Annotated in this window: 12 protein-coding genes; 6 read left to right on the top strand and 6 right to left on the bottom strand. The window is 57.4% G+C overall.

Going from position 1 to position 12,525, the window contains the following annotated elements; translation table 11 throughout:
• Window positions 1–7: 7 nt before the first annotated feature.
• From FHT93_RS21245 to FHT93_RS21225, 5 genes are all read left to right on the top strand, one after another.
• Window positions 8–499 (top strand): (2Fe-2S)-binding protein, encoded by a 492-nt coding sequence (locus tag FHT93_RS21245; protein ID WP_183849276.1) that lies wholly within the window; start codon window positions 8–10, stop codon window positions 497–499.
• Window positions 496–1,488 (top strand): xanthine dehydrogenase family protein subunit M, encoded by a 993-nt coding sequence (locus FHT93_RS21240; RefSeq protein WP_183849274.1) that lies wholly within the window; start codon window positions 496–498, stop codon window positions 1,486–1,488. The genes FHT93_RS21245 and FHT93_RS21240 overlap by 4 nt, the downstream gene beginning before the upstream one ends.
• Entirely contained in the window at window positions 1,485–3,866 is a 2,382-nt protein-coding gene (locus FHT93_RS21235; protein ID WP_183849273.1) for a xanthine dehydrogenase family protein molybdopterin-binding subunit, read from the top strand. The genes FHT93_RS21240 and FHT93_RS21235 overlap by 4 nt, the downstream gene beginning before the upstream one ends.
• Before the next feature lie 107 nt (window positions 3,867–3,973).
• Window positions 3,974–4,858 carry an XdhC family protein gene (locus tag FHT93_RS21230; protein WP_348649793.1) on the top strand — a complete coding sequence of 295 codons (885 nt, stop codon included), beginning with the start codon at window positions 3,974–3,976 and terminating at the stop codon, window positions 4,856–4,858.
• Window positions 4,859–4,925: 67 nt separating this feature from the next.
• Window positions 4,926–5,108 carry a hypothetical protein gene (locus FHT93_RS21225; RefSeq protein WP_183849269.1) on the top strand — a complete coding sequence of 61 codons (183 nt, stop codon included), beginning with the start codon at window positions 4,926–4,928 and terminating at the stop codon, window positions 5,106–5,108.
• Between the two features lie 206 nt (window positions 5,109–5,314).
• Here the strand turns inward: FHT93_RS21225 and FHT93_RS21220 are convergent, their stop codons facing one another.
• Both FHT93_RS21220 and FHT93_RS21215 read right to left on the bottom strand, forming a co-directional pair.
• Window positions 5,315–6,154, bottom strand: a complete 840-nt coding sequence (locus FHT93_RS21220) for an SDR family oxidoreductase (protein ID WP_183849267.1) — start codon at window positions 6,152–6,154, stop codon at window positions 5,315–5,317.
• A 65-nt stretch (window positions 6,155–6,219) separates the two neighbouring features.
• Window positions 6,220–7,389, bottom strand: a complete 1,170-nt coding sequence (locus tag FHT93_RS21215; protein ID WP_183849265.1) for an NADH-dependent flavin oxidoreductase — start codon at window positions 7,387–7,389, stop codon at window positions 6,220–6,222.
• Window positions 7,390–7,730: 341 nt separating this feature from the next.
• On the opposite strand from FHT93_RS21215, the gene FHT93_RS21210 reads away from it, so the two are divergent.
• On the top strand, window positions 7,731–8,786 hold the full coding sequence (locus FHT93_RS21210) for an aldo/keto reductase (protein WP_183849263.1): 1,056 nt from the start codon (window positions 7,731–7,733) through the stop codon (window positions 8,784–8,786).
• Between the two features lie 85 nt (window positions 8,787–8,871).
• On the opposite strand, the gene FHT93_RS21205 is transcribed toward FHT93_RS21210, so the two are convergent.
• From FHT93_RS21205 to FHT93_RS21190, 4 genes are all read right to left on the bottom strand, one after another.
• Complete coding sequence (locus FHT93_RS21205; RefSeq protein ID WP_183849261.1) at window positions 8,872–9,546, bottom strand: DUF4405 domain-containing protein; 675 nt, start codon at window positions 9,544–9,546, stop codon at window positions 8,872–8,874.
• Window positions 9,546–9,926, bottom strand: coding sequence for a cytochrome P460 family protein (locus tag FHT93_RS21200; protein ID WP_348649792.1), 381 nt, complete (start codon window positions 9,924–9,926; stop codon window positions 9,546–9,548). The genes FHT93_RS21205 and FHT93_RS21200 overlap by 1 nt, the downstream gene beginning before the upstream one ends.
• A 181-nt stretch (window positions 9,927–10,107) precedes the next feature.
• Complete coding sequence (locus FHT93_RS21195) at window positions 10,108–11,094, bottom strand: aldo/keto reductase (protein WP_246781698.1); 987 nt, start codon at window positions 11,092–11,094, stop codon at window positions 10,108–10,110.
• Window positions 11,095–11,594: 500 nt separating this feature from the next.
• Window positions 11,595–12,521, bottom strand: a complete 927-nt coding sequence (locus tag FHT93_RS21190) for a DUF6602 domain-containing protein (RefSeq protein ID WP_183849255.1) — start codon at window positions 12,519–12,521, stop codon at window positions 11,595–11,597.
• Window positions 12,522–12,525 lie beyond the last annotated feature (4 nt).

The following is a 12,525-nucleotide window of genomic DNA, read 5'->3' as shown; positions in this document are numbered from 1 at the left end:
AGACGAGATGTCCGCCGCCCGTCAATTATCGCTTGAGGTCAATGGCAAGCGCCATGACCTGCAGCTCGACATACGAACGACGCTACTCGATGCTCTCCGCGAGCATGCCGATCTGCCCGGAACGAAAAAGGGCTGCGATCACGGACAGTGCGGAGCCTGTACCGTACACGTCGAGGGCGAGCGCGTATTGAGCTGTCTCACCTTGGCGGCGCAGGTTGAAGGCCGCACCGTCACCACGATCGAAGGTCTCCAGAGCGCCGACGGCGTGATGCACGCAGTCCAGACCGTCTTCATCGAACATGACGCTTTCCAATGCGGTTACTGCACACCTGGCCAGATCATGTCAGCCGTCGCCTGTATTCGCGAAGGCCACGCTGGCTCGGACGATCAGATCCGGGAATACATGAGCGGCAACATCTGTCGATGCGGCGCCTACCCGCATATCGTGGCTGCCGTGCGCGATGCCGCCAGCCGCCTCAAGAAGGAGGCCACGCTATGAGAACCTTCGATTACCTGCGCGCCGAGGATACAGCTACCGCGATTGCCGAGGCTGCCAAGCCGGATACCCTGTTTCTCGCAGGCGGCACCACGCTGCTCGATCTCATGAAACTCAATGTCGAGCGCCCGGCGTACCTGATCGACATCACACGCCTGCCTGGCCTCGACACGATCGATGTCTCGACGGATGTCATCCGGATCGGCGCGCTCGCCAAGATGAGCAAAGTCGCCGCCCATGCCGATATCATCTATGCTGCGCCAGTTCTGTCCGAGAGCCTATGGAGGGCAGCCTCGGCACAATTGCGCAACATGGCGTCGATCGGCGGCAACCTGATGCAGCGCACGCGATGCATGTATTTCCGCGACCCCGGTGCCTATTCCAATTGCAACAAGCGCAATCCCGGCTCCGGCTGCGCAGCCCTTGAGGGCGTCAATCGCAACCACGCGGTCCTCGGCACCAGCGATGCCTGTATCGCCATTTATCCCGGCGACTTCGCGGTCTCGCTTGTGGCGTTCGACGCCACTCTGCTCATTCGAGGCTCTGTCGAGCGCCGCGTCCCTATCGATGAATTCTACCTGCTTCCGGGGCAAACGCCGAATCTCGAGCATCAACTGTCACCCGGCGAGATGATCGTCGGGATCGAAATCCCGCGTGTCCCCGCCTTGAAGCGATCTCACTATCTCAAGGTCCGTGATCGCGCTTCGTATGAGTTTGCGGCAGCCAGTGCCGCGGTCGGGATCGAATTCGAACCCGATGGCAAGACCGTTCGCGACGTGCGTATCGCGGTGGGCGGTGTCGCCACCAAGCCTTGGCGCCTGCGCGCCGTCGAAGATGCGCTGAAAGGGAAGCCGATTCTCGAGGCGACGCTTCGGACCGCGGCGGCAGCCGCTGTCGATGGCGCAAAATCGAGCGGACACAACGCGTTCAAGATCGAGCTGACACCGAAGGTCGTGGCACGCGCCCTGATGACGGTAGGAGATATCGCATGACAGACAAAAATCATTTGGAACTCAGCCGCCGTAACGTGATGAAACTCGGTGCAGGCGTTGCTGCAGTCGCTGGCGCTGGCGTCAATCTGGCACCGAACGCTTTTGCTGCCGAACCCGCCACTCAAAAGGTTACAGCGCTCGGTTCCCGGATTTCTCGCGCAGAAGGTCCGTTGAAGGTCGCAGGCCAGGCCCGCTATGCGATCGAGCAGAAGCTTGAGAACATGGCCTATGGTGTGACAGTCCAGTCGACGCGTCCGGCAGGGCGGATCCTCAATATCGATACCTCGGCCGCTAAAGCCGTTCCGGGAGTGATCGACGTCTACACCTTCCAGAATTCCTTGAAGATCAATAAACCGACGGTCTACAGCAAGGGCGGCGGCGCGACCGAAGAATTTACGCCCATCCAGGACGACGTTGTCCGCTTCAACGGCATGCATATCGCGCTCGTGGTTGGAGAAACCTTCGAAGCGGCGACGGAAGCTGCAAGCCTTCTCAAAGTGGACTATGAGGACGGCGACGCCATTCTCGATATCAACGACCCCAAGGCCAAGCCGGTGCTCATCCAACCGATGGGCGCGACATGGGGCGATGCAGAGGCAGGGCTGGCCAGTGCCGAGGTCAAGGTCGATGTCACCTATACCACCGCGCGGGAATACAATGTGCCGATGGAGCCGCATGCCACCATTGCGTCTTGGGAGAATGGAAAGATCACCGTCTGGGAGCCTAGCCAATGGGTTGGAGGCGCCAGAAGCGTTGTCGCAGAATTTCTGGGCATCGATATCGAAAACGTGCGGGTCATCTCCCCTTATGTCGGCGGGGGTTTCGGCTCGAAGATCGGGGCGCATCCCCATGTCGGGCTCGCCTGTGCCGCCTCTCGTCAGTTGAACCGTCCGGTCAAAGTATCGCTCACGCGTCCGCAGACCTTTACCGGGCTTGGCGGCAGACCGGCAACGCGGCAAACCCTCTCTATCGGCGCCTCGAGAGACGGCAAGATCACATCGATCGTTCACGAGAGCTGGAACGAGACTGCGATCGATGAGGTCCACGTCGAAGCCTGCAACAATGTGACCAAGATCATGTACGCGACACCGAATTTCTCGTCGCGCCTGAACGTCGTGCCCGTCAATACGGTCCAGCCTGGTTGGAAACGCGGTCCCGGAGAAAACCCAAGCGCCTATGCGCTGGAAAGTGCGATCGACGAGCTGTCCTACGCTCTGAATATGGACCCCGTCACGTTGCGCCTTGCCAACTGGGCCGAAGTGGACCCAAGCAACGGCATGCCATGGACGACACGGCAGTTGCGGGAGGCCTATGCCACCGGTGCAGAGGCCATCGGCTGGTGGAACCGTAATCCGGTCCCGCGTTCGATGCGCGAAGGCCGTGAACTCATCGGTTACGGAATGGCTGCTGGCTCCTACCCAATGATTCGGACGGCCAGCGAAGCCAAAATCGTCCTCCATGCCAATGGACGGGTCGAAGTCCTCAGCGCCGCCACCGATATGGGAACGGGGACCTACACCATTCTCGCCCAGACTGCTGCAGACTACCTCGGAGTTCCGGTGGAAACCGTCACTGTTCGTCTTGGTGACACGTCTCTCCCGCGCTCTGCCCTGGCCGGCGGCTCTCAGCAGGCCAACAACCTAACTGGGGCCCTGGTCAAAGCCGCAGAAAACGCCCGCGCAGCTTTGCTGGAGCTTGCTGCATCTGATCCGAAGTCTCCCTTACAGGCCTCGAAAATAGCAGACCTCATCTTCGAGAACGGCACGATACGCCCGACCCGTCGGCCTGCTGGCGGCATCAGTATCGCGGAGTTGCTGAAAGCCGTTGGCAGGGACCGTTTGGAAATCGAGGGGAACACCTTTGCTCCCGGCGCCACCGAAGACATGAAGAATGCCGCCGACCGCAGTTTCGCCCAGTTGAAAGGCGCCGTGGAGGGTGGTGTTTCAGCTCATAGCTGGTGCGCGCAGTTTGTCGAAGTTCGTGTCGATGAAGATTTCGGAACGATCCGGGTCAAACGCATGGTTTCCGCCTTCTGCTGCGGCCGGATCTTCAATCCTAAGCTGGCCGAAAGCCAGTGGATCAGCGGCATGGTGATGGGGCTCGGCCAGACGTTGCTCGAAGAGGGATTTGTCGATCAGCGAGACGGACGGACCGTTAACGCGAATTTCGCGGACTATGCCGTCCCGGTCAATGCAGACGTGCCCGACATTCAGGTGATCTCAGTTGGTATTCCTGACATGCAAGCAACTGCACTTGGCGGCAAAGGCGTCGGCGAGATTGGCGTCGTTGGCGTTGCACCCGCCATCGGCAATGCCGTCTTCCATGCGACAGGCAAACGGATCCGTAGTCTTCCGATCACGCTTGAAAAGCTGATTTGAACAACGGGGCGCTGTGACAAGGCTTGCAGCGCCCACGCCTTTTGAGGTTTCTGATGCTAAACTCATTTTCCGTCCTCGACGCTCCACCTGTGCCGGTTTGTGCCTTTATGACCGATGACGCCGCAGCGATCATCAATTATGCAGCAGATGGTACAGATTGCGGGTTGGGAAGTGCGTTGGTCACGCTTGTCGAAATCCGTGGAGGGGCAGCGCGCGCAATCGGCGCTCAGATGGCAGTTCGTGGTGACGGCAGTTATTGTGGCTACATATCCGGCGGTTGTACAGAAGCCGCTGTTGCCGCTGAAGCGATCACAGCGATCAGCAAGGGCACGGACAGATATCTCAGCCTCGGCGAAGGCTCGCCATTCTTCGACATCAGTCTGCCCTGCGGCGGTGGAATTACTCTGGCAATCCACGTCATCAGAGATGTCAGTGCGCTCCGTCAGGTGCTCACAGCCCTGGAGGCTCGCAGAAGGATTGCTCTCCACTACGTCCCCGGTACCCAGACAATTAAAGCAGTCAAGGCACCGACAGGCGCTGTCTCCTCATGGAGCGAGACTGCATTTCTCCGGGTCTACAGACCAAATCTCCGTCTCATCCTGTGTGGACGCGGGATCGAATTGGAGGCGACTACGAGGGTCGCGATGGCCTCAGAGTTCGAGGTGTTCGCGTTCGTTCAAAAATCTCGTGATTTTGAAGCGAGCATGATCGACCAGGACACAGCGGTTGCGGTGCTGTATCACGACCTTGATCAGGAACTGCCTTGGTTTGAAGCTGTATTGCGCAGGAAGCCGTTCTACATTGGCGCCCTCGGCAGCAAAAGAACCCATGAGCGTCGCTGCCAGGCACTACGCGACCTGGGCTACTCATCTGCTGAAGCGGCTCGGATCAAAGCGCCGATCGGACTGTTCGGGCCGACCCGCGATGCGAACGCGTTGGCGCTTTCGGTCGTGGCCGAGGTCGCGCAGGCGTTTTCCCTGCCACAGAATTAAACGTCCTTAAGGCCGAAGCACATGTGGCCAAAGGCTCGAATCGCCAACAATTAGAGGAAGTGAACGAATGTCTTACGATCCTAAAGACTATCATTTCGACTTGCGATCCGTCGGTTCAGGGTGGCTGCTTGCTGTACTGATCTTTTGTGGCATGGGCGTTGCGAGTGTCGATCTGCACGGTACGGTTCAGGCAGGGTGGACCGCAGTCGCCCGTGAGACGCCATCCAAAACTGTTGTCCAGTGCACGTGATGATCTAACCGCGCGTCAGGTTACAGCATGACCGACGGCACTCAATCTTTGCGGCAACAATGGACTCATTTTTGCGCAAAAACCGGGTAACGAGCCCGGTAAGCAGTCCGACTTCAGTGAGTGTATATATGTTCAGCTTTCAGGCTGAAACTGCATCAAGGCAGACAAAGCAGCGGGTTGCGAAAAGTATCCCGCTGCCGGAATTTTCAGGCTTTTGGTTCAAACGACAACGAACCTGAAAGTTCGCGATGGGCATCGATCTGCTGTTGGACAAGCGCAAGCTTTTGTTCGACCATAGCGACCGCGTCGGCACCTGCGATGAAGCGGCGAGGAAGTTGGGGCAAGTTCACCAGCGTAATCAAGGCCTCCGCCAGCTTGTGCGGATCTCCAGGCTGCTGGCCGCTGGCGGATTTCCAGGACGCGATGTTCTGCGCGCGTCGCTCGGCGTAGTCGCTGACGGATGACGAAGCATATTGGGTGGAGTCGTCTGTCAGGAGCTCGGTTCGGAAGAAGCCCGGATTGACGATCATCGTCTCGATACCAAAGGGCGCGACTTCCGGCTGCAGCGATTCAATCCAGCCATCCAGGCCGAACTTTGCGGCAGCGTAGGCACTGCAGAACTCGAAGCCGACCAGGCTGGCTGTTGACGATATGGACACGATCCTGCCCGATACCTGCTTGCGCATCACCGGAAGCACAGCACGCGTAACATTCATCGGGCCGATCAGAGCGCTCGCCAGCTGCAAGTCCATTTGCTCAGGCGTCAGATCTTCGAAATAGCCCGCGTAGAAGCTTGCTGCGTTGTTGACCAGAACATCGATGCGTCCGAAACGTTCGACCACTGCGTTAACGGCGGAGACGGCGTCTGCCGGCTTTGTCACGTCCAGCGTCGTCACCAGCAGATTTTCTGAAGCGCCGATTGCCTTGGCAACACGCTCCGGGTTCCGGCCAGTGGCAACGAGCTTGTCGCCTGACGCCAGAACCGCTTTCGCGAAATCGAGGCCCATGCCGCGGCCGGCGCCTGTGATCATCCATACTTTACTCATGGGATTTCCTTCAATGTTGGGTTGGGATGGGGCGAGCCTGACGGCCCATCAGTGGGAGCGATGAGCTATGCGCTTGCTTGATCTGCTCGTTCGGCGAGGTCATCATCGACCTTGAACCAACCTGTCGCGGTCTGGATCACTCCCCAGAGCTTGTTGGGTAGCTCGATCTTCGGAACGTTCGAGGTCCTCACAGCGCTCTCGATTAGATTTTCCTGACCGCTCGCCGACAGCTCGACCCAATTCGGATTGATGACCAATCCCTGGCCGACCGCTACAAGCGACAGACCGAGTTCGAGAGCACGGTTTGCCTGCTCGGGCGTCCTCATCTGGCCAGCGGCAATCACCGGCACACGTCCTGCGACGCGCGTGGCAATCAGCTCCGCGATCGTGTGTTCGCCAGTATTAGAAAGAGGCTTTGCTTCGAGCACATTGGCCAGCGAGGCGTGGAGATAGTCCACACCCACATCGATGAGTCGGTCGATCAAGCCATAGGCGTCGTTGATACGGAGACCGCCGTCTTCCGATTCTTCCGGCGAAATACGATATCCCAAGAGGAACGGCCGTGTGGCGAATTCGCTGATGACCCGCTTCACTTCTGCTACGACAGCGAGTGGAAAGCGCATCCGGTTTTCCGGCGATCCACCCCACTCATCATCGCGCTTGTTGTAGAAAGGCGAGAAAAAGTTCTGGAGCAGGAATCCATGCGCGCCGTGCAGTTCGATACCGTCGAATCCGGCCTCGATCGCGCGACGGGTGGCTGCGCCGAATTCGGCGATCACATCGAGGATTTCGTCATGGCTCAACGGGCGCGGTACAACCCCGCCTGGATTGAACGGTCCGGCGGCAATGGGGACAGCACTGGAGCTTACAACGTCCCGGTCCGGCACGAGATCGGGTTCCGCCTTGTTGCCGGCGTGGAAGATCTGCAGAATCGCTGGAGCTCCGCCGCTCTTCGCCGCATCAGCCAACTGTTGGAGGCTCGGTATGTATTTGTCGTCGTAAGCGGCAAATTCGCCCGTGAAGCCGATGCCGTTTGCTGTTACGTGAGTGCAGCCAGTCAGAGCCAGGCCGACACCGCCCACCCTGCGCCGATAGTAGCTGATTTCCTCATCTGACACCGTCCCATCGTCATTTCCGGACCATGTCGTCATCGGCGCCATCACGACACGGTTTCGCAGGCGCAACCCGTTCGGAAAGCTAAAGGGTTCGAACAGTCTGGATTTCTTGATCGGCATTTCTCTTCATCGCTCTTTTGACTCTATCGGAGCCAGTTTTTAGCAATGAAGCCGATCGGCGATTATTCGTTATAATCTGCATGATGTTAGAAATAGGATTTCTAAATGAGTGCGGGCGGCGGTTCGGACGAGACTGGCTCTGCGCTCCGCCCAGTCAACACGGCTGAGGTAGGCCGCTCAGCGATGAAGGTGGGCTGGCGAGCCGCTCTGACATTCAGAAGCGAGCTTTATAGGTTCATGCGAATATCAGCCCATAATCGCGAGAGCGACGTCCCCTAAGTTTGGATTGAACCGCCGATGTCATCGGTCCGATCAATATAAGGACGATTTAGGAAAACCTCATGAAGTACCGCACACTCGGACATTCCGGCCTATCGGTTTCTAACCTCATTCTAGGCGTGATGGGATTTGGGACGGAGACCCCGGAAAAAGAAGCCTTCGCCATTCTCGATGCTTTCGTCGATGCCGGAGGAAATATGATCGACACAGCCGACGTTTACGGGAATGGGGCATCAGAAGAACTGATTGGCCGTTGGCGTGCAAGCCGCAAGGACAAGACTGACCGGCTTGTCGTCGCCACGAAAGCTCGCTTCGGAACAGGTCCCGACGTGAACGACGCCGGGACTTCGCGGCCCCACCTCCACCGGGCGCTAAATACATCGCTCGCCCGAATGGGCATAGAGGCGATCGATCTCTACCAGATGCATGGATGGGATCCCCTCACCCCGCCCGAGGAAACCCTGACGTTTTTGGATTCGGCGGTACGGGCCGGAAAGATCCATTACGTTGGCCTTTCCAACTTCACCGGTTGGCAGTTGCAGCTATTCCTATCGACTGCACGTTCAATGGGTCTAACGGTCCCGATCACGCTGCAGCAGCAATACAGCTTGGTTGTGCGCGAGGTAGAATATGAGGTCATCCCGGCGGCACTGTATAATGGGATAGGGCTCCTGCCTTGGTCCCCGCTCGGTAGCGGCTTTCTGACGGGAAAATATTCGCGCGCCACCGAGCCAGCCTCAGACACGCGCCTTGGCAACGGCAACGCCATGTTCAAACGGATCGGGGACAAAATGTTCGCCAGCGATCGAAACTGGGCGACGATGGATGCCGTTAAGCAAATTGCCGGCGAGATCGGCGCGACGCCAAGCCAGGTCGCGTTGAGCTGGGTCACAAACCGCCCATCCGTTACAGCGAGCATCATTGGTGCGCGCACAATGGAGCAGCTCAAGGACAATCTGGCGGCCGGCGACCTCGTACTCGATGAAGCCGCGATGAAGAAGCTCGACGCGGTAAGTGCGCCCACGCCTGAAGAATATCCCTATGGACCCTTCGGCGTTCTTCAACGCCACCGATACGTCGATTCCAGTGAGCAAGCTATCATGGAGTTGAACGGCTGATCAGAGGACGCTGCTTCATGGCGATCGCGTGAAGCGATCGCCAATAGTTGGTTAACGCGCACGCAAAAAGCCAGCGGGCATCGAATTAGAACCGCTGCTTCAGCCTCTGCAGCAACGCGGTCGTGTAATGCGTCACGCAGATGAGCAACCCCGCAACAGCACCTTGGTGGAGGAAGAAGTGCAACGCCGCTTCTTCGAAATTCCAAAAGTTCAAGGTCATTTCAGCTAACAGGCGCGAGCCGGTGCCAATGACCGTCCAACTATGGATGCCATAGGCTGCGATGGAAAGAGCTAAAACACGGAGGATCCATGTCCGGCCGGCGTTGGGTGCGCCAAGGCGTGTCCAAGAGCGCATCGAAGTCATGATCATTGACCAGCGCATCCCGACATGCACCGCGACGATCACGAGAGCCCAATAGGCGGCTTGGGCGTGCAGCTGACGCGCGCTGAAGGAGCTGGCAATCGGCAGGGCGCTGAACAGAGATTGCGAGATGACAATGCTGGTTGCCAGCAGGATCAGCATCACAGCCGCGAGCGTCGCGATGGTGGCGATGTTGAGCCAGCCCCGCAAATCCCGGCCACCCTTGCGGACGGCCGAGCCATACCAGCGACGATTGAAGGTGTTGTGGGCGACCAGCAGCCCGAACATCGCCGTTCCGATCAGCTCATGCGCGAGGTTCCCCAGCCAGTCATAGGCCAGGGCCGCGAGCAGCAAACCGCCCGCTACCAAGTTTATCAGCAGACGCGCTTGAAGGGCCATCAGGGCAGGTAGGCTTCCATGCGCTCGCGAGTGAACATGAAATCATTGCTTTCCTGACCCTGATGGCAGGACTCGCATCGCTCCGCGATCGAGGTGCGATTGACCTCGCCGTTGACGCCAAACTGCTGGAAATGCCAGTCGCCGGTGCGCTTCTCCTCCTCGACTTCGAGGCCCCAGTCGACGCCCTTTTCCATGACGAAATAGCTTGTTAGAGCGCCGTTTTCATAAATCTCCAAGACAAGCCTTGTGCCCGGCGGCAGTGGCTGGCCAGCCTTGGCGATGTCGATCGTTTCTTTCAGGGCGTAGGCAAGCTCGCCGCCTGAGCCACGTCTGTAATCCCCATACATGACCATCTGCTTGAAATCTTTGGGGAACGTCACGCGGTTAGCGGCCGTGGCGGTGGAGCCACTTGTCAGAAGGAGAATAGCTGCGAACGGTGCAAAGAAAACAGAACGAAAACGTGACAAAGGCATGGGGATCCTTTCCTGCTGCGTGGATGTAGGCGATTGGCGGCAGTCTGAATGCCAACAGGTGGCACGCGGCGTCCGTCTCAACGGAAGGTCAGGCGTCTACGTCGAGCGCTTCCCTGAACATTGGGCTCATACGTCCGCCACGTACCGGGTTGGCGGAAAGCACTGCGTTGATCTCCGTAAGATCGGCGGGCGTCAATTCCACCCGAAGCGCCCCGAGATTTTCAACCAGGTGGTCGATGTTGCGGGTGCCAGGAATTGGCACGATAAAGGTCCCCTGCGCACGCAGCCATGCCAATGCGATAGCAGACGGCATCACTCCCTTTTTCGCCGCGAACTGTTTGAGGAACTCGACTATCGGCATATTGGCCGCCATGTTTTCCGAACTGAAGCGGTCAAAATTGGCGCGCAGGTCCGTATTCGGGTCGAACTTGGTGGTGCTATCGATCCTGCCGGTCAGATACCCCATTCCAAGCGGTCCCCACGGCACGAAGCCGATCCCGAGTTCCTCGCAAGTTGCCAGAACACCATTCGTTTCCGGATTGCGCTCGATCATCGAATACTCCGTCTGCACAGCTGTCACAGCCTGCACCGCATGAGCTCGGCGGATAGTTTTCTGGCTCGGTTCTGACAAGCCGAAATGCAGGACCTTGCCTTCCTGGATCAAATCCTTGACAGCGCCGGCTACGTCCTCAATCGGCACGTTCCTATCGACTCGATGCTGATAGAATAGATCGATGTGATCTGTCTTGAGGCGCTTCAACGACGCTTCCGCTACTCGTTTGATACGTTCCGGCCGGCTATCCCGGTCTGTCGTGCCGTTAAGCGCGAAACCGAACTTGGTCGCGATTTTTACCTGGTTGCGGATTGGAGCCAAGGCCTCGCCCAACAGCTCCTCGTTGATGAAAGGACCGTAGACTTCAGCCGTATCAAAAAAAGTGACGCCATTCTCATGCGCGGTCCGTAACACCCGTATGCCGTCGGAAATGTCGACCGCGGGGCCATAGGTGCCACTGATACTCATCGCGCCCGCACCTATCTCAGAAACTTCGAGCGTTCCGAGCTTGCGGGTCTTCATTGAGCCTGGCTGAATGGCAGGAGTGTCGGAGGCGGCGGCCCAGGCATTTTTCCCTAGCGGGAGGACTGCGCTGGCAACTGCGGCTCCCATCAGAAAGTCGCGTCGTCTGATTTCAAATTGGCGCGCTTCGTGATTCTGCTGATCCATGGTGCGACTCCTGTTGAAGGCCTAGGCCAAGCGGATGCCTCTTCACAGACGCGGGGCGTTGCGAGTGATGGCCATGGCCGTGGCGGGTTCCCTTTACAGGATTAGATATGACGGTACGCAGCATCGGTTTAGACGGTATTTTCTGCATGGGCCTAGAAAGGGCATTTCTGAATGCCGCTTAGCTAGGACGAGAATCCTGGGCCATACGATCGGCAGGCCGCCGGACACTGCACTAGCAGTGCAAGCAAATTGCGCCATCGCCTTGAACCAATCCGAACCAGCTACCATGTTGTTAACGGGTAGAAAGTTTCAGCAACTGCTTGTTTTAATTGGCTTGTGCGCAATTCGACCAATTATTGATCATCGTAACCTGCTGAGTTTAAATCAAAGTGATGCGACCATATTTCCACCGCTGATCCGGTAGCCGAGAACAACCCATGCGAATCCGCCGGTCGCGCGGTGAGCTTCAAATTGACCTGATTGGTGAAGTAAGTAGTAAAAAATTGTAGCGGATATGCAGGCGCCTCACCTAGCGCTCCAATGTAGTTGAAATGCGACGTCCATTCGTCATGATGGGGAGCAGTTTCGAACATGTCATATGGGGAAAACGATATGAAGAGCGACCCAGGGACACATATGCCGTGAGGCAGTTGGTCCACATGATTAATGCCAAGCTGGGTTTGAAGCTCGTTGTTGTCAAACGCATGATATAGATTATTCCAGTCAAAGTTCATGTTATAAGCAAAAACGCCCTGAAAAATCCCAGCAGTTTTCCGATCGATCACACTTGATAGAGACGCGATATTCTTGAGTGCATCAACAAGCGTGCCAGCCCATCGAAATCCGTCATCGTCCGTTATGCCGAGCGGGTATTCAGCCGTTTTTTTTCCTGACGGCGATTTCTCACGATAGAAGGTAAGACTGCTTTTTATCTCGATCGCAGCATAAAGCGACTCGGGTTCAATGATGGCGAAATCATCTGTCGCCAATAACATCTGCCGTTTCGTTGCATCGAATACCAAGCAATCAATTTGCCTGCTTTGCTTGTCCGTAATACGACCAGACAACGGCTCCCACGTGCTGACGAATCCGGATTCGACAGATAATTGCCGAGGTGTAAAGTCTTTCAGGTACTGTCGGAGTCGCCGCTCCCGAAACGATCCCAAAGAGGTGGGATGAGTTGTGAAAAGCGTTATTTTTTCAAAATCGAGTATCAGCTTCGCCTGTTCGATCTCATAAAATCGCTTGATCTGGTTGGCTTGTGAGCTTTCCTTTCCCACCGCT

The organism is Rhizobium sp. BK379 (assembly GCF_014193955.1).
Classification (GTDB): Bacteria; Pseudomonadota; Alphaproteobacteria; order Rhizobiales; family Rhizobiaceae; genus Rhizobium.
The sequence above is the reverse complement of the archived record's forward strand: the minus strand, read 5'-3'. Positions and strand labels throughout refer to the sequence as shown.